Here is a 24,746-nt window from a genome sequence, read left to right on the forward strand (position 1 = left end):
CATTTTTTATGCGTCTTGAAAATAATCCTTATAAAATCCGCCGACCTTGCCGGAGTTGTCAATAATGTAATAGAATTCTTCCGTTTCATTTTTTACATCGTACACTTTTCCAACAGTCAACATGTTTTTTACCATATATTTTTCAGCGTTTGTATGCACACATTTAACTTTCTTAACTGTTTCGCGTTCACGCCATGTCAGATGAATCATGCTTTCACCGCCCTTTTTCCTCAATTGTCCAAGTTTAAGTATAATCAAAAGGGCCGGTATCGTGCAACAACATTGAAAATATTATCTTTTCACTACTTCTTTTGCCTTCTCCCTTAACCGGTATTTTTGTATTTTTCCGGAGGCTGTCATTGGATAAGAGTCTGTAAATTCTATATACCGCGGGATTTTATGTTTCGAGATTTTTCCTTTGCAGAATTCCCTGACCTCCTCAGCATCCGCCGACTCCCCTTCTTTTAATATGATCCAGGCCATTACCTCTTCCCCATACACTTCATCGGGGATTCCTACCACCTGGACATCTAAAATCTTGGGATTTGTATATAAAAATTCTTCAATTTCACGGGGATAGATATTTTCTCCGCCTCTTATAATCATATCCTTCAATCGGCCGGTAATTTTGCAGTAGCCGTTTTCATCCATGACCGCCAAGTCACCTGTATGCAGCCAGCCCTCTTGGTCAATCGCTTCTGTGGTTGCCTCAATATTTTTGTAGTAGCCTCTCATGACATGGTAACCTCTGGTGCAAAGCTCCCCCTGAATACCGCGCGGCACTTCCCTACTCGTTCCCGGTTCTACAATTTTCACTTCGACATTTGGCAGAGCTTTTCCGACTGTTTCCACCCGTAATTCAATAGGGTCATCTGTCCGCGTCTGGGTAATGACCGGTGAGGACTCTGTTTGTCCATAGGCAATCGTAATTTCCGTGGCCCCCATCCTTTCGATAACGGCTTTCATGACTTCAATTGGACAATTTGATCCAGCCATGATCCCGGTTCTTAAGGACGACAGGTTATACTTTTCAAACTCAGGATCATTCAATTCCGCGATAAACATGGTCGGAACACCGTGAAGTCCCGTGCATTTTTCATCTTGAACCGTCTGAAGTACCTTTTTCGGGCTGAATTCCTGTACCGGTACCATGGTAGCTCCTACAGTCATGCAAGCCATTGTACCAAGAACACATCCGAAGCAGTGAAAAAATGGAACTGGTATGCAAAGGCGGTCTTGAACGGTCAGCTTCATGCAATTTGCAATATTTAAGGCATTATTGACAATATTATTATGGGTCAGCATAACCCCCTTGGGGAAACCTGTTGTCCCGGAAGTATACTGCATGTTAATCACATCATCGGGTTCAAGTGAGTTCATCCTGTTATCCAGTTCTTGATCTGAAACCAATTCACCTAAGCGAATAATATCTTCCCATGAAAAGGTACCTGGGTATCTCTTCTCCCCCAATACGATGACATTCTTAAGGAATGGCAGCTTGCTGCTTTTCAACCTGCCCGGTTCTGAAGTTTTTAATTCAGGTGCAATTTCGTAAAGCATATCGACATAGGAAGAATCCTTCATTTTATCCATTAAAATAATCGTAGTGGAGTCTGATTGTTTTAAAAGATATTCCAATTCTGCTGTTCGATAGTTTGTGTTTACCGTAACCAGTACCGCCCCCATCTTTCCTGTAGCAAATTGGGTAATCAGCCACTCAGGAGTGTTTGTCGACCATGCTGCAAGATGCTCTCCCTTTTCGATTCCAAGTTTCATTAAGCCTTTTGCAGCAGTCCGGCAAACTTGGTTGAACCTGCTGTAGGTCCATCTCAGATTCCGGTCTGAATACACGACTGCTTCATGCTCTGGGTGTAATTTTGCTTTTTCTTCTAACAGCTCTCCAACTGTTACAGTTAATAATTCCGACATCCTTACAACCCCCTAAAACACTTTACAATTCAATAAAATAAAACGCTTACAAAATGTATGTTAACATATTTTTTGGAATATTCAATATTTTTTAAATATAATATTTCCAATTATAGTAAACATAGCCCGTAATTAAGAATGACAAATTTGTGAAAATTTTATCAGTAAGGGTTCTCAAATCCATTGTAAACCATTACAATAGTAAAAACTGAATATTCAATCCACTTTCCGAGGAGGGCATTCTTAATTGAAGATTATGAGTAATGAACAGCTAATTCTTTCGTATCGGGATGCATTGAAGTCTGGTAAGGAAAAGGAATGGATAAAAATTCTTAAAGATGAAATTGAACGACGTGGATTAAGGCCATTAAAAAATCGCTAGACATTAAAAACCGCTGATCCGATTATCAGCGGTTTTCCTAATTTATTTTGACATATTATCCTTCAAGCAGTAACGTTTCCGGGTCCTCAAGGAGTTTCTTAATTGTACTTAAAAAGCTTACAGCCTCTTTGCCATCGACAATTCGGTGATCATAAGAAAGGGCAACATACATCATCGGGCGATTCTCCATTTTGTCCTTGTCAACCGCCACAGGGCGAAGCTGGATTGTGTGCATGCCAAGAATCCCAACCTGAGGCCCGTTTAAAATTGGCGTTGAAAGTAAGGACCCGAAAACCCCGCCGTTCGTGATCGTAAAGGTGCCTCCTTGTAAGTCCTTTAATGATAATTTATTTGCTCTTGCTTTTTCAGCAAGCTGCATAATATCACTTTCAATTTCAGCGAATGATTTTCGGTCGGCATCTCTAACAACCGGTACGACTAGACCTTCTTCTGCCGCTACAGCAATGCCAATATCATAAAACTTTTTAACTAAAATTTGATCTCCTTGAATTTCGGCATTTAAATAAGGGTATTTTTTCAATGCAGCAACTACAGCTTTTGTGAAGAAGGACATAAAGCCCAGCCGAACATCATGCTCTTCGAAAAATTTATCCTTCCGGCGTTTTCGCAGGTCCATTACCGCTGTCATGTCAATTTCATTAAAAGTTGTTAACATGGCGGTTGACTGCTTTACCTCGAGCAACCGCTTAGCAATGGTCTGGCGGCGTCTGGACATTCTCTCATTGATAACTGGTTTTGCCGGATTTTCAACTTTCATCGGTTCCACTGATGCTTCCCTTTTAGGAACTGACGGCCCAGCCGGGTTCATACCAGGCTGAAATGATGAGACATCTTGTTTTCTTAATCTTCCTAATGGGTCGGATGACGGAATCTCTTGTAAATTGATACCTTTCTCCCTTGCTAGTTTACGGGCAGCAGGCGAAGCGATTGGGCGCTTTCCTGATTCCTCTTTTCTATCCTGCTGTATACCAGCCGTCTCAACCGAACCTGTATTATTCGGCAGTGCAGGCGGAACCTCTGTTAGGACTGCAGCTGGAGGCTGTGGAGCCTGTTCTGAGACAGCAGCAGGAGCGGCTTGCCCCACGCCCTCTTCAACCACAGCGATCGTTTCTCCGACACGTACGGTGTCTCCTTCAGAAAATTTCTGTTCTGTCAGTGTGCCGGAAAAATCGGATATGATTTCGATATTGACTTTATCCGTTTCCAACTCAACTAAATATTCACCCTTCTCAACATGTTCCCCTGTGTTTTTTAGCCACTTAGCAATTGTTCCTTCTGTGATTGATTCGGCTAACTCTGGGACTTTAATTTCTGCCATGGCTAGATCCTCCTTCTTCAGCCCTTGAAAGTGCAGCACCAAGAATTTTTGATTGGATTAATTTATGAACGTTTGGTTCGCCTTCAGCAGGGCTTGACCGGCGCCTGCGGCCAATAAATTCAACCCTTATTCCAGCAGGGATTAGTTCATTAATCCGTGGTTCTACGAACGTCCAGGCACCCATATTTTTAGGCTCTTCCTGAACCCAAAGCACTTCATTTATATTCGGGTATTTTGCAAAAATATTTTTCAAGTCCATTGTCGGAAACGGATAGATTTCCTCCAGCCTAATCACCTGAAGCCAGTCAAATCGGCTTGGATCCTTGGTTTGCTCGGAGATGTCAATGGCTATTTTTCCCGAACACATAACAATCCGCTCGACCTTTTGATGATCCCTGGAGTGTGTAAAGTGCTCGATGACCGGTCTAAATGTCCCTTCACTTAAATCATAGCCGGACGACGATACTACCGGATTCCTTAATAAGCTTTTTGGAGACATGACCACAAGGGGCCTTACTTCCTCCTTACCGAGCATAGCAGCCTGACGGCGTAAAAGATGGAAATACTGTGCTGCTGTGGTTAGATTGACAACTGCCCAGTTTTTTTCGGAAGCAGACTGTAAATATCGCTCCAGCCTCGCACTAGAATGCTCTGGTCCTTGGCCTTCATATCCATGTGGAAGAAGGAGAACCAATCCAGATTTCTGTCCCCATTTTGCCCTCCCGGCTGCGATAAACTGATCAAACATAACCTGGGCCGCATTAGCAAAATCCCCATATTGGGCCTCCCAAATCACTAAAGTCTCCGGTGAAAAGACATTATAGCCATACTCAAAGCCAACCACCGCTGCCTCAGTTAATGGACTGTTATATACGGCGAAGGAAGCCTTTGCCATTGATAATTGATGAAGAGGAAGAAACATCCTACCTGATTGATAATCGTGCAGGACTAGATTTCTTTGAGCAAAGGTTCCGCGTTCAGTGTCTTGTCCTGATATGCGGATTGGGACCCCATCTGCCAAGATAGAGGCAAAAGCAAGTGACTCGGCTAAAGCCCAATCGACTTTCCCTGTTTCATCAAATGCTTCTATTCTTCTGTTTAAAATCTTTTCAAGTTTATTAAACACTTTAAAATCCTGCGGCCACTGCAGCAGCTCTTCGTTCATTTTTTTCAAAGTTTCAAGCGGCACCTTTGTTTCATATGTTGCTCTCTCTATATTGAATAATGGCGGTTCCGGTATCGTAATTTCTTCATCATGCTTAATTCTAGACACCTTATCATTTGCCTTAACAAGCCGTTCCTGAATATCCTTTTGAATTTTTGCTATGTCCTCATCCGTTACAAGCCCTTCATTGCCAAGTTTCTTCCCGTAAAGTTCCTTCACGGTAGGATGCTTTTGAACAATGGTATACATTTGCGGGCTGGTTGTCATCGGCTCATCCATCTCGTTATGACCAAAACGACGATAACCAATTAAATCAATCAAGAAATCCTTTTTAAACTCCGACCTGTATTCGGCAGCTAAAACAGCGGCGGCGATGCAGGCATCCGGGTCATCGGCATTAACATGGATGATTGGAATCTCAAACCCCTTTGCCAAATCACTTGCATACCTTGTTGAACGTGAGTCATGGGATTCAGTTGTGAATCCGATCATATTGTTGGAGATAATATGAATCGTTCCGCCGGTACGATAACCTCTTAAACTGCTTAAGTTTAAGGTTTCAGCCACAATCCCTTCACCAGGAAATGCAGCATCGCCATGAATTAGAATGGCCAAAGCAGCCTTATAATCTTCAGTTGGGTATCCCGATGCGCTTCTATCATCCTGTGCTGCTCTCGTGAACCCTTCTACCACAGCACCAACATATTCCAAGTGACTAGGATTATTAGCCAATGTAATTTTTGCCCTTACTGCATTTTCACCTGCAAGCTGCCGGTTTAACCCGAGGTGGTATTTAACATCACCGGTCCAGCCGAAGTTAATCCCAACTGACCCTTCAGAAGGAACAAGTTCCTTATTTGGCGCATGCTGAAATTCTGCGAAAATCATCTCATATGGTTTGCCTAGAACATGGGCAAGTACATTTAATCTGCCGCGGTGGGCCATTCCAATATTAATAAATTCCGCTCCATCCCGAACGGTTTCGGCGATTATTTCATCGATTAAGGGAACCATTACGTCCAGTCCTTCAATGGAAAATCGCTTCTGTCCTACGAAAGTTTTATGAAGGAATTTTTCAAATTCTTCCACTTCAGTTAGCCTTTTTAATATTTCTATTCGTTTTTCTTTTGGAAGCGGGGATTGGAGCCTTCCATTTTCAATCCTTTCGATTAGCCAGTTTCTTTCCGTAACATCATGGACATGATCGAATTCATATGCAATCGATTTTGTATACACTTCTTTGAGTTTCATATATGCATGAAATGCAGTTTGGCCCGATACCGGTCCATTTTCTGAAATAATCTGCCCGGGAAGACTCCTTAAATCTTCTTCTGTCAAGCCATAGCTATTGAGATCCAGATGAGAAATATCAGGCGTATAATTTCCCAATGGATAAATATTGGCAGCCAAATGGCCAAATGTTCGGATATTTTCAGCAAGTTTTATGGCAGCATATATTTTTTCTGTTTGTAACGGTTTACCCTCATGAATATCAAGCTTAATAGATACGAAGGAGGAAAATTCCTCATCATTCATTTCTTCAAAAAACATTCTCATTTCCGGTTCAATTGCCGTTGGGTCCTCTTTATACCTTTCAAATTGGTCAATGACATAACCTAAATTTGGACCAAGGAATTCATCCAAAATAGCCTTTCTATTTTCATTAGGCCCCTTCATCCATCAATCCCCCTTAAAACATATGTAAATTTCACTTTGACAAAATACAGCATGAACCAAAATCACTATATCTTTATGTAATGTTTACATTTTAGTGTGTGTCATTCACGAACAAAAAATTTCTTAATTAAAGAAAAAAGCACACGTTCGAAAACGTGTGCAAAGTTATGACAATATACTTATGAATTAACGGAAATAACAGGGGAAAAAGATAACTCTTCCAGCTTTAGCGCAATTTTTTCAGCAGCATCCGAAGGATCTTCTGCAAAAATATCATAAAAATCCCCTATATAGTCCTGTCTGGCATGAGTGTAACGGGGATCATAATAATGCTCGAGCAAAATGGAAATCATATCCCGATAATTCCGTTCTTCTAAATATTTCAAAAGTGTGTTTTTAATTTCAATATCCTTAACACGCTTGATGACTTTTTCAATTCCAAGCGAGATTTTTTCATGGAACCAAGGCTCCTGCTTGTATGGTAAAACATACTCGGATACCAGATGTTTTACTCGCTGCTCGAGAGGGGAATGGATATAAATGTTTAAGCCTTTAAATTTAATATCCATCAATTCTTCAGGCTGTACTGCCTTTCCAATCCGCTTACTTTCAGCTTCAACCAGGAAGTAATCAGCACCCTGAATGTCCCGAAGCCCATCAAATAATAGAGAATCAAAGGTCTTTTGATTATTGCCCTCATTAAGACCGATTGTTCCAAAAATTGAACCCCTGTGTGCAGCCATTTCTTCCAAATCCAAAATGGGATAGCCTCGTTTTTTCAATTGCTTTAAAACCTCAGTTTTACCAACACCGGTCATTCCGTGAATGACGACAGCCTGATTCGGAACCATCGCTGGAATTTTCTCAAGGATAAAATGACGATGGGCTTTATAACCGCCAATTAAACGCCATGCATATATACCTGCAAATTCCAAAAAGGTAGCGACGGCTTTACTGCGCATACCGCCGCGCCAACAGTAAACAACAAGTTCTCCTTTTTCGGAATAGGATTTAATTTCATTCAACATCCGGGGAAGCTTTGGCGAAACCAATTCCATTGCCCGCCATTTTGCGGCTGCCTGGCCCTCGTGCTTATAAATCGTACCTATTTCCTGACGCTCCTCATTCGAAAACAAAGGCACATTAATCGCTCCTGCAATAGCGCCATCGTTAAATTCGATTGGTGAACGTACGTCAATAATGATTGGGTTAGATAAATTCAATAAATCTTCTACTGTAATTTCCTTCATGTTTACATTAAACTCCTAGCTACTGTTTTACTAAATTTTGATGAAAAACAAACAAAACTTCCTCAATCCGGGAAGTTTTTTGAAGTAAAGTTCATTAAAGTAATTATATACAAATTATATAGGAGTTAAGCAAGCCTATCAAGAAATTAAGATTTCTATCCAACATTTTACATTATACCAATTTACCAAACGGTACTCCAACCAACATCTCCAATGCCTTTAGAAACCTTCCCCAATTAGCCGGAAAGCTCTCCATTCCGCCAAATTCGTAGGTTTTTTCCTGTGTTTTCAGGGTTACTGTCCAAAAGTTTCCGTCAAGTACAATTCCATTTTCCTTTTGATAGGTTGGTTCCCATTCCCAAATTCTCATTGAGTAAATTTTTCTTTTAAATTGCTCTAGGCTTCCTGGCTTAAACACGGGAAGGGGTGAAACCGAATGCTGCTCCGGTTGATTTCTCCATTCGGTATAAACAAACCTTTCTTTAAGAAAATTTATGCTGACATGATGAGAAATCCCTTCAAAACACTCCAAAGAAACGCTTAAAGAATATAATTGTTTGGTTGTTTCAGACACTCTCATACTTTTCTCATCCTCAAGAATATTAATTTCTTATACCCATTTGAGCAAATTATAATCAATATAAAAAAAAACGGATGTAACAATTGACACATTTTTACTTAAAAAGAGGAGGCATCTCGAGACGCCTCCTTCATTTTATGCGAGTGTTTGTTTATAAATGGACATGAATTCTTCCATTTCTTCCAGCTGGTTATTGGCAAAGTACTCGACAATTTTACTGCCAACTACTACCCCATCGCAATACTTCGTTATTTCCTTTATCTGCTCTTGATTTGAGATGCCAAAGCCCGCTAATACAGGAATTGGACTAACTACCTTAACAGCTTGTAAAAATGAATGCAGTTCATTACCAAATTCGTTTCTTGTTCCTGTAATCCCTTTGACAGTAACGGTATATAAGAATCCCTTACCTTTATTAGAAATTTCTCTGATCCGTTCGATTGGTGTAGTCAGTGTTACAAGTCGAATCAATTCCACTTCCGCTTGTTCTAGCAGCGGGGCAATGATTTCCTCTTCCTCCACAGGCAGGTCCGGAATAATGCAGCCTGCGACACCTGCAGTTTGAACGTCACGGACAAATGTCTCGATTCCGTATGAATAAACTGGATTTAAATAGGTCATGAGAATAATAGGAGTAGTGACTGATTCACGTGCTTTGGTGATTTCTTTTAAAATCCCTTTTAATGTGGTTCCATTTTGTAATGCTCTAATACCCGCGCGCTGAATGGTAGGACCATCAGCAACCGGGTCAGAGAAAGGAACACCCACTTCAATCGCCGTTGCCCCGAATTTTTCTAACAGTGCCAGCCTTTCAGGCAGGTTCTCCAAACCGCCATCTCCTGCCATTATATAAGGCACAAAAGCTTTTTTATTTTCCTTATTCAATTGTTGAAAAGCTTGTTCAATTCGGTTCATTTTCCGCTGCCCCCTTTAAGTCTTGATTTGACTGCATCCACATCTTTATCTCCACGCCCTGATAAGCAGACTACAATATTTTGGCCGGCTCCAAGCTGACCAGCCAATTTTACAGCGAACGCAACGGCATGGGAGCTTTCAAGTGCCGGTATAATTCCTTCAAGCTTCGATAATAGCTGAAAGGCATCAAGGGCTTCTTTATCAGTTATCGAGTGATAGCTAGCCCGCCCGCTGTCCTTTAGATAGCTGTGCTCCGGCCCCACGCCCGGATAATCGAGCCCGGCAGAAATGGAATGTGCTTCTTGAATTTGGCCATCTTCGTTTTGCAAAACGTACATTAAGGCTCCATGCAAGACTCCCGGTCTCCCTTTTGTCAGCGACGCAGCATGAAATGGTGTATCAACACCATGACCGGCGGCTTCCACACCAAAGAGTTTTACCTCTTCATCTTCGATAAAAGGATAGAACATTCCCATCGCATTACTTCCGCCCCCAATACAGGCTACGACCGCATTAGGAAGGCTCCCGTTCCTTGCTAAGAATTGTCTTTTTGTCTCCATGCCGATGACACTTTGAAAATCCCTGACAATGACCGGAAATGGGTGTGGGCCGGACACGGATCCCAATAAATAGTGGGTATCATCGACATTGGCGACCCAATACCTGAGGGCCTCATTTACGGCATCCTTTAAGGTCGCGCTGCCTGATGTTACACTGACTACCTTCGCACCTAAAAGCTCCATCCGATACACGTTCAAGGCCTGCCGCCTGATGTCTTCCTCCCCCATAAAAATGATGCAATCAAGGTTTAACAGTGCACAAACGGTAGCTGTGGCAACTCCATGCTGGCCGGCGCCAGTTTCCGCTACAATTTTTCTTTTTCCCATACGGACAGCAAGCAGCGCCTGACCAATCGCGTTATTGATTTTATGAGCACCGGTATGGTTTAAATCTTCTCTTTTTAAATAAATATTGGCCCCCCCGGCATGCTTTGTCAGGTTTTCCGCAAAATAAAGCGGGGTTTCCCTGCCAACATATTCCTTTAGTAATCTATCAATCTCAGCTTGAAATTCCGGGTCATTTTTTGCCTCGTTGTAGGCTTCATTCAGTTCTGTTACGGCCTTCATTAGTGTTTCAGGAACAAATTTCCCGCCATATATGCCAAAATGGCCTTTTTCATTCGGTAAGGTATAAGTACTCATATAATATCCTCCTTGCGTTCGCTTTTTGCTTTTTCTAAAAATGCTTTTATTTTCGCCAGATCTTTTACCCCATCGGTTTCTACCCCGGAACTCACATCGACCATATATGGTTGAATGGTGTTGATGGCAGCCTCTACATTTTCCTGATGCAGCCCTCCGGCCAGGATGACCTTTTTCCCCTCAAGGAGTCCGGTATTCACCTCACTCCATGTGAATGCTGTCCCATTTCCCCCGTGGTATTTCCCTTTGGGGCCATCAAGAAGAATATACTCAGCAGGGAAATCCCTAAGTTCCGCTAATTTCTCATTTCCTTCAAAACTGGCAGCCTTGATCACCGGGAGCGAAAGGGATTCACTAAAGTTTTCCGATTCCTCTCCGTGCAGTTGAATATGAGTCAGGCCGGCTATTGCAGCAATCCTTTCAATTTCAGCTTGTGATTCATTGACAAAAACACCGACCTTATATACTTCCTTAGGCAATTCGGAAATGATTTCTTGTGCCTTCTCAGCGGTTATTCTCCGCTTGCTTTTTGCAAACACGAAGCCAAGTGCATCAGCACCATACCCCACTGCCGCAAGTCCAGTGTCAATATCCATAATCCCGCAGATTTTTACTTTCATGGCCGTGCACCTTCTATTAGCGGCAATTGAAAATCTGAAAAGGTTCGCTTGAGGTTTGCGCTTTTCATAAAGGCTTCCCCGACAAGAATGCCATTTGCTCCAGCATTCCTAACCCGGTTAACATCCTCCTGGCTATGAAGTCCACTTTCACTTATTAAGAAAGCACCTGATTGTTTCACCGCCGCTGCTAATTTTTCAGTAACTTCAAGTGATACTTGGAAGGTTTTTAAGTCACGGTTATTCACGCCAATCAGCTTTGCCCCGGTCTTTAGGGCCGTTTCCAATTCAGTCTGATTGTGAACCTCCACCAAAACCTCTAGACCTAAATTTGTGGCATATTGATATAATTCGGTTAATTTTTTTTCATCAAGCGCAGCGACAATCAATAGGATGATATCAGCCCCATGTGCGCAGGCGTTATTGATTTGCAGCGGATCGATAATAAAGTCTTTGCAAAGGATCGGCAGCTGCACTGTTTCCCTTACCGCTATTAAATCTTCAAAAGACCCTTTAAAGAAAGTTTGGTCAGTTAAAACGGAGATGGCGCTGGCACCGGATTGTTCGTAAATGGAAGCCTGTACAGCCGGTTCCACACCATTATTAATCATTCCTTTCGAAGGTGAAGCCCGCTTGAATTCAGCAATAATGGATATTTGCTGTGACTTTTGAAGCTTATCAAGCAACGATCTTTTTTCACGACCTATTGCCGGATAAAAATCACTCTGATTCTGCAGGAGAGCCAGTTCCTGTTTCTTTTGTTCAATAATTCGGTCTAATATCGTTGTCACTTATATCGCCTCTCTTTGCATTGCTCGTGATTTTTCAATTAATACTTCTAATTTGTGATGGGCCGCTCCAGAATCAATGACTTCTGCGGCTAGTTTTATACCCTCTTTAATGGTGTCTGCCTTTCCGGCTGTTAAAATACCAAGGCCAGCATTTAGGAGTACGGTATCTCGATAAGGACCCTTTGTACCTCTTAGCACATTCCGTAAGATTTCGCCGTTTTCCATCGCATCGCCGCCTTTTATGAAGCTATTATCATAGGTTGGCAAACCAACATCTTCAGGATAAAAGGATTGGCTTGTGATGACTCCATCTTCTAAAATAGTCAAATGGTTTTCTCCCTGCAGGGATGCCTCATCCATAAAGCCGGCGCCATTTAGGACGATCGCCCGCTTGCGTCCAAGCTGATTTAACACCTCTGCAAAAACTGGCAAAAGATCTCGGCGATACACGCCTAGAAGTTGATAGTCCAATTCGATTGGATTTGTCAAAGGCCCGATAAAGTTAAAAATTGTCGGGATTTTCAACTGTCTCCTAACGGTCGTCACCTTTTTCAATTTTGGATGCACATGTGGGGCAAATAAAAAGGCAATCCCGATTTCGCTTAGGATCTCTTCCGTACTTTCTGCTGGTAAATTAAGATTGACGCCTAAGTATTCCAGAACGTCAGCGCTTCCTGTCTTACTGGAAACACTTCGATTTCCATGTTTAGCAACTGGTATTCCAGCCGCAGCGAGGACAAAAGCAGAAGTAGTACTTACATTAAAGCTTGAAGAACCGTCACCGCCAGTTCCGCAATTATCCAAAGCATTCGGAAACTTCTTTTTAAATGACAATGTCTTTCCTTTTAATGCTTTTACAATGCCAACGATTTCATCAACTGTTTCACCCTTAGATTTAAGTCCCATTAAAAAAGCGGCAATTTCCGATTCCGATACCTCTTCACCTAATATAAAATCAACTGCTTCCTTCATCTCGTTTTCAGAGAATGACCGTTGTTCAGCTAACTGTAGTAAATATTCCTTCATTTGTATCCATCCTTCCTATTTCAAGTAAGAAATTTTTAAGCATTTGTTTTCCTAATGGAGTCCCAATAGATTCTGGATGAAACTGGAGCCCGTAAACCGGGTAATCCTCGTGTTTAATCGCCATAACCTCGTTATCATCCATGGAATGAGCAATACACTCAAGTTCTGGCGGCATCGTATCTTTTTCAATTTTTAATGAATGGTAACGCATCACTTCCAATGGTGAGGATAAATAATTGAAAATGCCGCTGCCATTATGATTGATGAACGAAGTTTTGCCATGTTTAATTTGTTTTGCTCTATTAATTTCACTTCCGAATGCTGCCCCTATTGCCTGGTGCCCAAGACAAATTCCTAAAATAGGAATTTTATTATAGAATTTGTTAATGATCTCGATACAGATCCCTGCATCTTCCGGTTTACCAGGCCCTGGTGAGAGGATAATTGCTTTTGGATTCAAAGCCTTGATTTCCTCTAGACTAATCTGGTTATTTCGATAAACTGCAGCTTCTTCCCCTAATTCTCCCAAGTACTGATAAAGGTTGAAGGTAAATGAGTCAAAGTTATCAATGAGTAATATCATCTCGGGGTTCCCTCCAAAAATGCTTTTAATTTATTTAAGGTTTCCTCATATTCTGATTCAGGATCGGAATCATGGACAATGCCGGCCCCAGCTTGAATAAATGCCTTTCCGTCTTTTAATATCATCGTCCGAATCGCAAGGGCAAAGTCCATGTTTCCATTCACTGAAAAGTAACCAATCGCTCCCGAATAGAGACCTCGTTTTGATTTTTCAAGTGTGTTAATGATTTCCATCGCCCTAACCTTTGGTGCTCCTGATACCGTCCCGGCCGGGAGGCAGGCAGCAAGCGCGTCAAGCGCAGTTTTATCTGACATGAGGGTTCCGCTGATTTCAGAAACGATGTGCATAACATGGCGGAACTTTTCAATGGCCATGTACCGATCAACCTGAACGGAACCAAATTCGCAAACCTTTCCCAAATCATTTCTGCCAAGATCCACGAGCATTTTATGTTCAGCCAATTCTTTTTCATCAGCCAATAATTCCTTTTGAATGGCTTCATCTTCAACTGCGGTTTTTCCTCGTCTTTTTGTTCCGGCTATCGGATTGGCTATGACTGATTTACCTCTTGTCTTAATTAAGCTCTCAGGCGATGAACCAATCACGGTATAGCCATCAAAGTCGATGTAGAACATATAGGGCGTCGGGTTGTTAGCCCGGTGTTTACGATAAAGCGATAATGGAGAGCCTTCAAAGGCTGCTTTCATCCTCCTCGATAGGACAACCTGGAAAATATCACCTTCTAAAATATGCTCTTTAGCAATTTCAACATTCTTGATAAAGGCTTCCTTAGAAATTTCCGATTCAAATCCTGACAAGATAAAACTATTCTCCTCATCATAAACATTAGGTGTTTTTAATTCCTGAAGCCTTTTGTCGATTCTCATTTCAATACTTGCACCGTCTGAATCATCCTGAAGTGGAATACCGACGATAAATACCCTCTCCTCAAGATGATCAAAGACAATCACTTCCTCATACACCATTAGGTGGACATCCGGCATATTCAAACTGTTCGGGTATTCCTTACCAATCACTTCATACTGTCTGATGATATCATAGCCGACATAGCCAATCGCCCCGCCGATAAACGGAAATGGCAGCTCATCAAGTTTTATCGAAGGCAGAAGATTATCGATAACGTCTAATGGATTTCCGCTTATTTCCTGCGTTTGCCCATTTCTTTTAATCACGCGATTTTCCTTTCCTATGGAAACAAGCTCAATGGCTGGGTCTGCGCCAATAAAGGAATAGCGGCCGGAATCATTGTATTTATGGGAACTTTCCAGTAAGAATTTCTTCTTTCCGCTGATTTTTTGCAAAATGGAAATGGGCGTTAGAGTATCACCGCTTATTTCTTTCATAAAAATAGCCATTTTAATGTTCATCGTTCAGACTCCCTTCAGAAAATAAAAAAGTCCCCTATATTCATAACATGGTTATGAATATAGAGGACGAATCTCGGATCGTGGTGCCACCTCATTTTGAAGCAATTAGTTTGCTTCCTCGTTTCAGATACAGAGCAAATAACTCGATATCCTATCCTTTTAACGGTGGAACTCCGTACATCCCTACTCTAGTTCAAGATGTCTCTCGCAAGTCCATTCGGCAAATCCTTTCTTATCGGGCTCACACCATTCCCCGACTCTCTGGAAAGAAACAAATATGCGTACTCCTCTTGCTCATCGATTTCATTATTTTTTTTTCAATAAAAAAGGGCCTCACGTCCATAAAAAGGACGGGAGACCCGTGGTGCCACCTTCATTAGCTAACTAATTAGCTCACTTTACCGATATCAAAGAAAAATACTTTAATATCTGTCTCATGTAACGATGAGATTTCGCCAAAGCCTACTGGTCCAATTATGGAAGGTTCGGTTTGGAGGCTCCGAAGTCCATTCACTTAAACGTCATCACTGATTTTCACCAACCATCAGCTCTCTTTTGAATCCGTAAAAGCTACTACTCTTCATCACTGCCGCAAGTTCATTTTGTTGTTTTTTATGTTATTACAATAACCAGTATATTGTCAAGGGATTAATTTTAGAATTATCGAATTTTTCACAAAAGCAATCTAATTTCCCTTACCAGTAAAAGGATTACTTCGTTAAGTTTTTTTAAATCAAAATAGTGAATATTAACAGTACAAAGAAAAAAGGCGGGATAGAGGATAAATGGAACACATTGAACAATTGTGGAATAATCCACGGACCGCTAAAAAGAAGCAATCAAAGGCTGGCCAAAATCGATCAAGTGAGATATCTAACAAGAAGTGGGCAATTCTATCTATATCTTCCATACCATTGGTTATGACTTTAGGAAATTCCATGTTAATTCCGGTATTACCGGCATTGGAGAAGGAATTATCCATTTCTTCCTTTCAGTCGAGTTTAATTATAACTGTTTATTCAATCGTAGCCATTATCTTAATACCAGTTGCCGGCTATCTATCTGATCATATCGGCAGGAAAAAAGTAATTATCCCAAGTTTAATTATCGCCGCGCTCGGGGGATTGCTTTCGGGATGGGCTTCTTGGAAATTGGACGCTTATTGGCTGGTTTTAGTCGGACGTGCACTTCAGGGGGTTGGTGCAGCTGGGGCATTTCCGATTGTCCTGCCGCTAGTCGGTGATATGTTTAAAAATGAGGATGATGTTAGCACCTGCTTAGGAATTATCGAAACCTCCAACACATTTGGCAAGGTTCTAAGTCCGATTTTCGGAGCCATTTTAGCTGGGTTTATCTGGTTTTTGCCGTTTTTCTCGATCCCTGTATTTTGCCTTATTTCAGTACTTATGATGGTATTTCTTGTTAAATCACCACAAAAAAAGCAAAAAACAATCCCATTTAGGGATTTCTTTATGAATGTTAAAAAGACTTTTGCTGAAAGCGGTCGTTGGCTATATGCCATCTTTTTTATTGGCGGTATTCTTATGCTTGTTCTGTTTGGCATCTTATTTTACCTATCAGAAGTGTTTGAAAAAGAATATGGCATTAAAGATCTTAAGAAAGGGTTCTTTTTGGCATTACCTCTTGGAGCACTTTGCTTATCCTCCTTTATCGGCGGAAAGGTGATTAAAAAAAATAAAGTGTTAATGAAGTGGTTAACATTTGGCGGAATTCTTGCTGCAGGGCTTTCTATTGCGGCCTTATGGATTTCCATTAAGCTTTGGTTTATGATTTGCATGTTTCTGATTGCGGGGATTGGCATTGGTCTAGGCCTCCCCTCTCTTGATGCGCTTATTACAGAGGGAGTCGAAAAGAAAGAGCGGGGCACCATTACCTCACTTTACAGTTCGATGAGGTTTATTGGCGTTGCTGCCGGACCTCCGATTATCGCTTTATTGATGAAGTTTCCGAACCACTGGATTTTTATTTTAATGAGCAGTTTAAGCGTCTTGGCAGCCATTGTGGCTCTTTTCGCCATTAAACCGCCTCCGGAAAAAAGTTAAAAGCCGGCCAAAGATGCCGGCTTTTTCTATTATTTTACTGGTTTTTTCAAGAATCCGATTAATAACGCTGAAACAACCGCGCCAGCAAGAATTGCCAGGGCGTACATAAGAGCTCCGTTTTCTACTAATGGTACGACGAAGATTCCGCCATGAGGTGCCCTTAAGCCAATATGAAATGCCATGGATAGAGCACCGGCTACCGCAGAACCTGCCATAACGGATGGTATCACCCTGAATGGGTCTGCTGCCGCAAATGGAATCGCACCTTCTGTAATAAACGATAATCCCATTACATAGCAAGCCTTACCCGCATCTCGTTCCTCAGTCGTAAACTTTTTCTTAAATAGTGTAGTGGAAATAGCAATTTCTAATGGCGGCACCATGCCTGCCGCCATAACCGCTGCCATTGGTTCGTAAACGCCACTCGCCAGCAAGCCTGTACCGAATACATAGGCCGCTTTATTAATAGGGCCGCCCATATCAAACGACATCATTAAACCTAATACAATCCCTAAAAGAACAGCGTTTCCAGTCCCGAGACCTGTCAGCCAATGAGTAATCTCTGTATTTAACCATGCTACCGGTTTGTTAACAACATAATGCATAATAAATCCAGTAATGGCGATCCCTAAAAGTGGATAAATTAAGATTGCTTTGATTCCTTCCAGCGACTTTGGTAGTCCGGCAAATACTTTCTTTAAAAGCAGAACAATATAACCAGCCAAGAATCCGGCAATTAACCCGCCTAGGAAACCTGCGCCTCCGTTTGCCGCCATCATACCGCCAACCATACCGGCTGCAAAACCAGGGCGGTCTGCAATGCTGAGGGCAATAAATCCAGCTAGAACGGGTACAATCAGTTTAAATGCGTTGTCGCCGCCAATGGTCATTAATGCCGCAGCAATCGGATTATAGGATGGATCGTCCGGCTTAAAGGAGTTATAGCCAAACATAAAGCAGATTGCAATTAGGATTCCGCCCCCAACAACAAATGGAAGCATGTTTGAAACACCGTTCATTAAGTGCTTGTAAAATCCCGTTTTTGAACCTTTTTGCTCTGATTTTTGAGTACCTTCAGTGCCGCTGCCATTGTAGACTGGAGCGTCCTTTTTTAAAGCCCGTTCGATTAATTGCTCCGGGCGCCGGATGCCATCAGCGACCGCCGTCTGTATGACATGTTTTCCTTTAAACCGTTCCATTTCGACATTGATATCGGCAGCTACAATAACTGCTGTTGCATTTTCAATTTCCTCTTTAGTCAAAACATTTTTGGCTCCGCCAGAACCGTTGGTTTCAACCTTGATATTGACACCCAATTCAGCAGCCTTGGCCTTTAAGGAATCTGCCGCCATATAAGTATGGGCGATACCGGTTGGGCATCCAGTCACTGCTACAATTGAATTCTTTTTCGTCTCAGATACTGCCTCCGCTTTCTCCTCTTTATCAAAACGGTTGATGATACCTATTATTTCATCCGCAGATGCGGCCTTTAATAACTCATACCGTACTTCAGCTTTCATTAACAATCCGGACAGACGTGCCAAGGCTTCCAAATGAGTGTTATTAGCCCCTTCTGGTGCAGCAATCATGAAAAATAAATGGGCAGGCTTTCCGTCCAACGATTCATAGTCAACACCGGTAACGGATTTACCAAAGGCAATAGCCGCTTCTTTAACTGCCGCCGTTTTTGCGTGTGGAATCGCAATTCCGTCGCCGATTCCTGTTGTACTTTGGCCTTCTCTTTTTAAAATGGCGGATTTAAAATCATTTTGGTTTGTTATTTTTCCCGCCTTCTGCAGTACATCGACAAGCTGGTCAATTGCTTCTTCTTTTTGTTTACCATCAATATTTAAAAGGATTGTATCTATTGTAAGCAATTCAGTAATTTTCATTTTGGTTGTCTCCTCTACCTGATTTCCTTAATCTGAACTTGTGGAATAAGCTCAGCCACTTGATCCTTAGTACAAAGTCCTAACGAGAAAGCGGTGGCACTTCCTGAGGCAACACTATATCGGAATGCTTCGATTAAATCTCCTGTTCTTTCGTAAGCGGCCAAAAACCCCGCCACCATAGAATCCCCGGCCCCAACCGAGTTTTTAACCTTACCTTTTGGAACATTAGCGAGCAGCGTACTATCCTTATTAATGAATACCGCTCCTTGATCAGCCAGTGATACAATGACATTTTCAGCTCCCATCGAGACAAGCTTTTTCCCAAACGGGATGACTTCCTCAGGGCTTGATATTACGGTATCAAACAGTTCTCCTAGCTCATGATGGTTTGGTTTAATTAAAAACGGCTTAAATTTTAGTACATTTTTCAATAAGTCCCCTTCAGCATCAACAACAAATTGCGCTCCAGTTTCTTTACTGATTTTAACTAGCTCTTCATAAGTAGTTTTTGGCAATGAGCCTGGTATACTTCCCGCCAAGACTAATAAATCGTTCGCATTTAGTTGGCAAATTTTATCCTTCAGCAAGCCGAAAGCAGTCTCTGATATATCCGGTCCCTTTGCATTAATTTCTGTTTCCTGGCCTGTTTTAAGCTTTATATTAATCCTAGAGTCCTCTACGACCTTCACAAAATCTGTTTCTATATTTTCTTTTTCAAGAAATTGCTCAATATATGCTCCGGTAAAGCCTCCGATAAAACCAAGCGCTTTACTGTTCGTTTCCATTTGCTTTAAAACTCTTGAAACATTAATTCCCTTTCCTCCGGGAAATTTTGCTTCGCTCTCAGTTCGATGTAATTCTCCCAACTGAAAGCTATCAAGTTTCACAATATAGTCAACCGAAGGGTTTAACGTTAATGTGTAAATCATGCTGTCACGACCTTTATTGTGGTTCTATTTAAATATTGATGTCCAATTTCTTCTTCTAGTTCATTTGTAATAATCGAGGCTTCATGAATATCGGCAATTTTGGCAAATGATATTTCCGAAAACTTAGTACTGTCTGCCAGTACAAAAGCCTCCCTTGATAAGAAAACCGCTTTTTGCTTTACCATTGCTTCTTCTTGGTCTGGGGTGGTAAAGCCGAATTGAGGATGAATGCCATTTACACCCATAAAGCATTTGTCAAAACGGTAGAATTCAAGACTTTCCAGGGCCCCCCGGCCAATTAATGCATTTGTTTTTTGTTTTGCAAACCCGCCAATTAAGAAAGTAGAAATACCTTTATTTAATAACCCCGGTAAATGCATAAAACCATTTGTTACCACGACAATATCGTTTGGCAGGCTATCAATCATTTCAAAAATAGTTGACCCTGCATCTAAATAAATGCAATCCCCTTCTTCCACTAAACCAGCCGCATATTTTGCAATCAACTGTTTTTCATGAAGGTTTTTGGAGGATTTCTCTATCATGCTAGGCTCCTGGAGTTTTCCCTGCAGCCTTGATGCACCACCATGGATTCTTTTTAAAAACTTTTGTTCCTCAAGTTGAGACAAGTCCCTGCGGATCGTTGATTCGGAGGAACACGTTAGCTCCATGATTTCCTGGATTTTAATAATACCCTTTTCCTTTAATAATTGTAGAATAAGCCGATGACGTTCAGGAGTTAACAAGTCATCACCACCTATTTTTTATTGTTATGTTTATATAATACTGTAACCGATTGCAAAAATCAATCGTTTTCAATCAAAAACATCCAATATTTTGACTGATTTTAAGTAAAAAATAAAAAATCCTTCCAAAACCATTCATGTTTTTGCATTCATTAAATTTTTTTCTACCACTCTTATTAGTATTATGCTATAATTATCTTGTCTTTAATTATGCGGGTGTGGTTTAATGGTAGAATTTCAGCTTCCCAAGCTGACGGCGGGGGTTCGATTCCCCTCACCCGCTCCAAATGATTTGGAGGAGTACCCAAGTGGTTATAAGGGGGCGCACTCGAAATGCGTTAGGACGGGCAACCGTTGCGTGAGTTCGAATCTCACCTTCTCCGCCATACATAGGACTAAAAACGCCAGAGATTTCTGGCGTTTTCTTATTGAAACAAAATATGTCATAATAATAAAGTCAATAATTTATGCAAAGGATGATATAGTTGAATATTACGGGTCATACATTAGAAAAATTGGAAGATCCATTTGGTTTATTATCGGGGGACCGTTACGAGATTTTTCTTGACCTTGATATAGATGAAGAGGATGAACTTTTTTCTGATAACGGTGTTGGGTTAAGGGTCCTTTTTGTAGTGGACGAGAACGGATCAAAAATCTCCAATTATCACTTTTTTGAAAAAGGGAGCGATAAAGTATTTGATTTTGCTCTTGAAGAGGATGAAGAGCAAATAGTTTTTGACTACTGCCAGAGCATAATTAGAGAAGATTAAAAGCAGGGGACTTCCCCTGCTTTTCCTTTTTTTACGCTTCTTTTTTGACTTTTGTCGCTGTCTTCTTTCTTGGAGGAGCTGCAGCAGTCTTTTTCGGCTTGGTGCGATCAATTGAGGCCTGAAGGGCCGCCATTAAATCAGTTACATTCGTCGCAACTTCCTTCGTTGCGGCGGTTACTGTGTCTTTTCCTTGTCGTTTTGATTCGATTAATTCCAGCAAGGCAGTTCGATATTCATCTGTGTATTTTTCCGGCTCAAATGCGGATGTTAATTGGTCAATAAGCAAAATAGCTGTATCCAATTCCTTTTTCGTTACCTTATCTTCTGAAGGCACATTCGGAACATCCGCAGCCTTACGAACTTCATCTGGATAATGAATGGTTTCCATGACTAAGGTGTTCTCATAGACGCGAATAACCGCAAGCTGTTCCTTCGATCTTATCACAATTTTAGCTATCCCTACCTTTTGGGATTCCTCTAATGCCTTTCGCAAAAGTGAATAGGCCTTACCTCCTCCCTCATTTGGTGACATATAATAACTTCTCTCAAAGTAAATTGGGTCAATTTCTTCAATTTTGACAAAGTCAATAATTTCAACAGCCTTTTCTTCATTTTCCTTCCGCAGTTTTTCTAGATCTTCCTCATCAAGAACAACAAATTTTCCTTTCGTATATTCATAAGCCCTTACAATCTCTTCTGGTTTAACCTCTTCTTCACAAACAGTACAAACTTTTTCATATTTAATCGGGGCGTGACATTTCTTATGCAGTGTACGCAGCTTGATATCCTTATCTTCAGTTGCCGTATGAAGCTTGATGGGAATGTTAACAAGCCCGAAGCTGATACTGCCTTTCCACATTGTATGCATAAACGTTTCTCCAATCTTTTTGTTATTAGTTTTTGATCTCTTTGAGCTAACATTCCTAAAAACAAATGGAAATGGATGAAAGGCTTGTTTTTCAGCCAATATAATAAATGAAAACTCGCCGATTGGCGAGTCCGTTAGGACGAAGACAGAGGCGTAGTTGAATTTATGCGTTAAGAAAGTATAAAATTTGAGAAAATTTTATACTTTCTTATTAGCTGAAAAAAGAAAGGGCATTTTCCATGAAACCGATGCTCCCCACGCTGACTTTTGATCAGCCTGTTCAGAAAGACTGGCTCTTCGAAGTAAAATATGATGGATTTCGAGCCATACTGGATTGGGATTCAAACGGGATCGAATTGACAAGCCGAAATGGGAAATCCCTATTACCACAATTTCCGGAAATAGAGGATTTTTTATTACAGCATGAAAATGAATTTAAACCATTTCTGCCGCTTCAACTCGATAGTGAACTTGTTTCCCTTGAAAATCCCTATAAAGCTAATTTTTCAGCCATTCAAATACGCGGCCGCTTAAAGGCAGCGAAAAAAATAGGAGAGCAAGCAAAAAATTCCCCCTGCCGCTTGATGATTTTTGATTTATTAGTCCAAAATGGTAAGCCGATGTATGGCCTTGAATTTTTAAAAAGAAAAGAAGAACTAAACAGATTATTTAAAAAAACAGGACTTGAATTAAATGCTGACCCATATAATAAGCAGCTTCTGCAGCCTGTTATGGCCTATGAGGATTTTAATGAAATATGGGAAAAAGTGGTGCTATACGACGGTGAGGGGATCGTAGCTAAACAGGCCTCAAGTATTTGGGAGGAAGGAAAGCGGTCTTTACATTGGCTAAAGTATAAGAATTGGAAATATGTCAGCTGCTTTGTCACCTCCTATGATAAAACAAATGGATATTTTTATGTGGGGGTCTATAAGGATGACTCCATTTACGGGGTAGGACAAGTTTTATTCGGCTTTAAACCGGATGAAAAACAGGCCCTTGGGCAAATCTTAAAACAAAATATGGTCAAAGAGGATAACCAATTTATTTTTGTAGAGCCTGCCATCTGCCTGGAAGTGAAATATTTGGAGCTTTATGAAAACCAGCTTCGCGAGCCTCATTTTGACCATTTCAGATTTGATTTGGTACCTAAGGACTGCACCTATGATAAATTTATTTTTCAGCAAAAAAATCTGCCTGAAGACCTTGAAATCACTCATCCTGATAAGCCGCTGTGGGACAAGTTCAATATCAGGAAAGCTGATTATATTTTTTATTTAAGGGAAATTTCCCCGTATATGCTGCCATTTTTAAAAAATCGCTTACTTACCGTCATTCGCTTTCCGCACGGGATGTTTGGGGAAGCATTTTATCAAAAGAATTGTCCAGATTATGCTCCGCATTTTGTCCATACCCATACAGCTGATGACATTGATTATATTCTCTGCAATAACTTAAAAACCTTGATATGGCTTGGAAACCAGCTTGCCATTGAGTTTCATGTGCCATTTCAAACTACCATGAGCAAGGGGCCAAGTGAAATTGTGTTTGACTTAGATCCTCCATCACAGGATGAATTTCATTTGGCAATAAAGGCCGCTTTATTAATAAAAGAGGTTCTTAATCAGTTAAACTTGATCGGGTTTATCAAAACCTCTGGTAATAAGGGACTGCAAATTTATCTTCCATTGCCAGAAGATGAATTCAGCTATGATGACACAAGATTGTTTACGAGCTTCATCGCCGAATATTTGATTTCAAAAGATCCCGATTCCTTTACAATCGAAAGAATGAAAAAGAAACGAGGAAACAGGTTATATGTGGATTATGTCCAGCATGGGGAAGGAAAAACGATTGTTGCGCCGTATTCGATGCGAGGGAACGAGCATGGCGGGGTTGCTACACCGCTTTTTTGGGAGGAAGTAGACGAAAAGCTTAACCCTAGGATGTTTACATTGGACTATGCTTTAGAACGAATTAAGCAGTTTGGGGACCCATTTAAAAACTATTTCCAAACGAAATCAATTCAGCCCTTCGCGCCTGTACTGGAAGTATTAAAACAAAATTCACGAAAAAAAGGAAATTAATATATTGGCCTTTCAACAAGTCTGTTGATTGGCGCTCCAGGCACTTCGCTTTCCGCGGGCGTGCCGGGGAGCCTCCTCGTCGCTAAAGCTCCTGCGGGGTCTCCCCTGCCGCGTACTCCCGCAGGAGTCTACGTGCCTTCCGCGCCAATCAACAGGTGTTAAATAAAGAACTTTAACTGTAATAAAAATAAGCGGTAAGCCAAACAGTGTAACCAAATTGATTGTGGATTTGTTTCTATTCTGGGAGTTGCAAGAAAAGAATAAGCTTAAATCGCTTATCTAAATCGGGAAGAATGCTTTATAAATTTGGCTGTGTTATAACTGAATGTTGATTTTACTGAGTTTGAAAAATAAACGGAAGAATTCCGTGTATTTTGGGAAAAACTCATATTTCCTTAAAAATAAAGGAAGTTTTTCCGGTTATATCATCTAAATCTTTGGATTTTGTGTTATTTAGAACAGTTAATCGGAATATCTCCGCTTCGTATTATAAGGTCAGCCAGATATTTCTGGTTGACCTTTTTTTATATGGTTTTATTATTAC

21 protein-coding genes, 2 tRNA genes and 2 other annotated features are annotated in these 24,746 nt (G+C 41.0%); of the genes, 6 read left to right on the forward strand and 17 right to left on the reverse strand.

Going from position 1 to position 24,746, the window contains the following annotated elements; all coding sequences use genetic code 11:
- Positions 1–6: 6 nt before the first annotated feature.
- Positions 7–210 carry a DUF6501 family protein gene (locus ACFPA1_RS13280; protein WP_213145171.1) on the reverse strand — a complete coding sequence of 68 codons (204 nt, stop codon included), beginning with the start codon at positions 208–210 and terminating at the stop codon, positions 7–9.
- Between the two features lie 81 nt (positions 211–291).
- Positions 292–1,929 (reverse strand): AMP-binding protein, encoded by a 1,638-nt coding sequence (locus ACFPA1_RS13285; protein WP_378583595.1) that lies wholly within the window; start codon positions 1,927–1,929, stop codon positions 292–294.
- Positions 1,930–2,185: 256 nt separating this feature from the next.
- On the opposite strand from ACFPA1_RS13285, the gene sda reads away from it, so the two are divergent.
- On the forward strand, positions 2,186–2,311 hold the full coding sequence (sda, locus tag ACFPA1_RS13290; RefSeq protein ID WP_378583628.1) for a sporulation histidine kinase inhibitor Sda: 126 nt from the start codon (positions 2,186–2,188) through the stop codon (positions 2,309–2,311).
- Positions 2,312–2,366: 55 nt separating this feature from the next.
- Here the strand turns inward: sda and odhB are convergent, their stop codons facing one another.
- From odhB to trpE, 11 genes are all read right to left on the reverse strand, one after another.
- On the reverse strand, positions 2,367–3,650 hold the full coding sequence (gene odhB, locus ACFPA1_RS13295; RefSeq protein ID WP_378583597.1) for a 2-oxoglutarate dehydrogenase complex dihydrolipoyllysine-residue succinyltransferase: 1,284 nt from the start codon (positions 3,648–3,650) through the stop codon (positions 2,367–2,369).
- Positions 3,637–6,492, reverse strand: coding sequence for a 2-oxoglutarate dehydrogenase E1 component (locus ACFPA1_RS13300; protein WP_378583600.1), 2,856 nt, complete (start codon positions 6,490–6,492; stop codon positions 3,637–3,639). Before ACFPA1_RS13300 ends, odhB begins: the two co-directional genes overlap by 14 nt.
- A gap of 179 nt (positions 6,493–6,671) precedes the next feature.
- A complete protein-coding gene (gene mnmH, locus ACFPA1_RS13305; protein ID WP_378583602.1) occupies positions 6,672–7,742 on the reverse strand; it encodes a tRNA 2-selenouridine(34) synthase MnmH in 1,071 nt (356 codons plus the stop codon).
- Between the two features lie 172 nt (positions 7,743–7,914).
- Positions 7,915–8,322, reverse strand: a complete 408-nt coding sequence (locus ACFPA1_RS13310) for a hypothetical protein (protein WP_213145165.1) — start codon at positions 8,320–8,322, stop codon at positions 7,915–7,917.
- Between the two features lie 135 nt (positions 8,323–8,457).
- On the reverse strand, positions 8,458–9,237 hold the full coding sequence (trpA, locus tag ACFPA1_RS13315) for a tryptophan synthase subunit alpha (protein ID WP_213145164.1): 780 nt from the start codon (positions 9,235–9,237) through the stop codon (positions 8,458–8,460).
- Positions 9,234–10,439, reverse strand: coding sequence for a tryptophan synthase subunit beta (gene trpB, locus ACFPA1_RS13320; RefSeq protein ID WP_378583606.1), 1,206 nt, complete (start codon positions 10,437–10,439; stop codon positions 9,234–9,236). Before trpB ends, trpA begins: the two co-directional genes overlap by 4 nt.
- Positions 10,436–11,059, reverse strand: a complete 624-nt coding sequence (locus tag ACFPA1_RS13325) for a phosphoribosylanthranilate isomerase (RefSeq protein ID WP_378583609.1) — start codon at positions 11,057–11,059, stop codon at positions 10,436–10,438. The genes trpB and ACFPA1_RS13325 overlap by 4 nt, the downstream gene beginning before the upstream one ends.
- Entirely contained in the window at positions 11,056–11,847 is a 792-nt protein-coding gene (trpC, locus tag ACFPA1_RS13330) for an indole-3-glycerol phosphate synthase TrpC (RefSeq protein ID WP_378583611.1), read from the reverse strand. Before trpC ends, ACFPA1_RS13325 begins: the two co-directional genes overlap by 4 nt.
- On the reverse strand, positions 11,848–12,873 hold the full coding sequence (trpD, locus tag ACFPA1_RS13335; protein WP_213145160.1) for an anthranilate phosphoribosyltransferase: 1,026 nt from the start codon (positions 12,871–12,873) through the stop codon (positions 11,848–11,850). It abuts the gene before it with no gap.
- Positions 12,845–13,456: an anthranilate synthase component II gene (locus ACFPA1_RS13340; protein ID WP_213145159.1), complete on the reverse strand. Its 612-nt coding sequence runs from the start codon at positions 13,454–13,456 to the stop codon at positions 12,845–12,847. The genes trpD and ACFPA1_RS13340 overlap by 29 nt, the downstream gene beginning before the upstream one ends.
- Complete coding sequence (gene trpE / locus ACFPA1_RS13345; RefSeq protein ID WP_378583614.1) at positions 13,453–14,844, reverse strand: anthranilate synthase component I; 1,392 nt, start codon at positions 14,842–14,844, stop codon at positions 13,453–13,455. Before trpE ends, ACFPA1_RS13340 begins: the two co-directional genes overlap by 4 nt.
- Before the next feature lie 59 nt (positions 14,845–14,903).
- Positions 14,904–15,151 (reverse strand) — a binding site (T-box leader).
- Between the two features lie 36 nt (positions 15,152–15,187).
- Positions 15,188–15,440, reverse strand: a binding site (T-box leader).
- A gap of 189 nt (positions 15,441–15,629) precedes the next feature.
- On the opposite strand from trpE, the gene ACFPA1_RS13350 reads away from it, so the two are divergent.
- On the forward strand, positions 15,630–16,907 hold the full coding sequence (locus ACFPA1_RS13350) for an MFS transporter (protein WP_213145157.1): 1,278 nt from the start codon (positions 15,630–15,632) through the stop codon (positions 16,905–16,907).
- A gap of 29 nt (positions 16,908–16,936) precedes the next feature.
- Here ACFPA1_RS13350 and ACFPA1_RS13355 read toward each other — a convergent pair whose 3' ends face one another.
- The 3 genes from ACFPA1_RS13355 to ACFPA1_RS13365 are packed head-to-tail and all read right to left on the reverse strand — an operon-like array spanning position 16,937 to position 20,474.
- Positions 16,937–18,799 carry a PTS fructose transporter subunit IIABC gene (locus tag ACFPA1_RS13355; protein ID WP_378583617.1) on the reverse strand — a complete coding sequence of 621 codons (1,863 nt, stop codon included), beginning with the start codon at positions 18,797–18,799 and terminating at the stop codon, positions 16,937–16,939.
- A gap of 14 nt (positions 18,800–18,813) precedes the next feature.
- Entirely contained in the window at positions 18,814–19,728 is a 915-nt protein-coding gene (pfkB, locus tag ACFPA1_RS13360) for a 1-phosphofructokinase (RefSeq protein ID WP_213145155.1), read from the reverse strand.
- On the reverse strand, positions 19,725–20,474 hold the full coding sequence (locus ACFPA1_RS13365) for a DeoR/GlpR family DNA-binding transcription regulator (RefSeq protein ID WP_213145154.1): 750 nt from the start codon (positions 20,472–20,474) through the stop codon (positions 19,725–19,727). The genes pfkB and ACFPA1_RS13365 overlap by 4 nt, the downstream gene beginning before the upstream one ends.
- 212 nt (positions 20,475–20,686) lie before the next feature.
- On the opposite strand from ACFPA1_RS13365, the gene ACFPA1_RS13370 reads away from it, so the two are divergent.
- The 3 genes from ACFPA1_RS13370 (at position 20,687) to ACFPA1_RS13380 (ending at position 21,247) form a co-directional block, all read left to right on the forward strand.
- Positions 20,687–20,760: transfer RNA gene (locus tag ACFPA1_RS13370), tRNA-Gly, on the forward strand.
- Positions 20,761–20,768: 8 nt separating this feature from the next.
- Positions 20,769–20,860: transfer RNA gene (locus ACFPA1_RS13375), tRNA-Ser, on the forward strand.
- Between the two features lie 99 nt (positions 20,861–20,959).
- Positions 20,960–21,247: a DUF6509 family protein gene (locus tag ACFPA1_RS13380; protein ID WP_213145153.1), complete on the forward strand. Its 288-nt coding sequence runs from the start codon at positions 20,960–20,962 to the stop codon at positions 21,245–21,247.
- A 31-nt stretch (positions 21,248–21,278) separates the two neighbouring features.
- Here ACFPA1_RS13380 and ACFPA1_RS13385 read toward each other — a convergent pair whose 3' ends face one another.
- On the reverse strand, positions 21,279–22,115 hold the full coding sequence (locus ACFPA1_RS13385) for a Ku protein (protein WP_213145328.1): 837 nt from the start codon (positions 22,113–22,115) through the stop codon (positions 21,279–21,281).
- 239 nt (positions 22,116–22,354) lie between these two features.
- Between ACFPA1_RS13385 and ACFPA1_RS13390 the strand changes: the two genes are divergently transcribed.
- Positions 22,355–24,202 (forward strand): DNA ligase D, encoded by a 1,848-nt coding sequence (locus tag ACFPA1_RS13390; protein WP_378583622.1) that lies wholly within the window; start codon positions 22,355–22,357, stop codon positions 24,200–24,202.
- The last annotated feature ends 544 nt before the right edge of the window (positions 24,203–24,746 follow it).

Origin of the sequence: Neobacillus sp. GCM10023253, from assembly GCF_042653105.1 — a bacterium.
Lineage (GTDB): Bacteria > Bacillota > Bacilli > Bacillales > Cytobacillaceae > Neobacillus > Neobacillus citreus.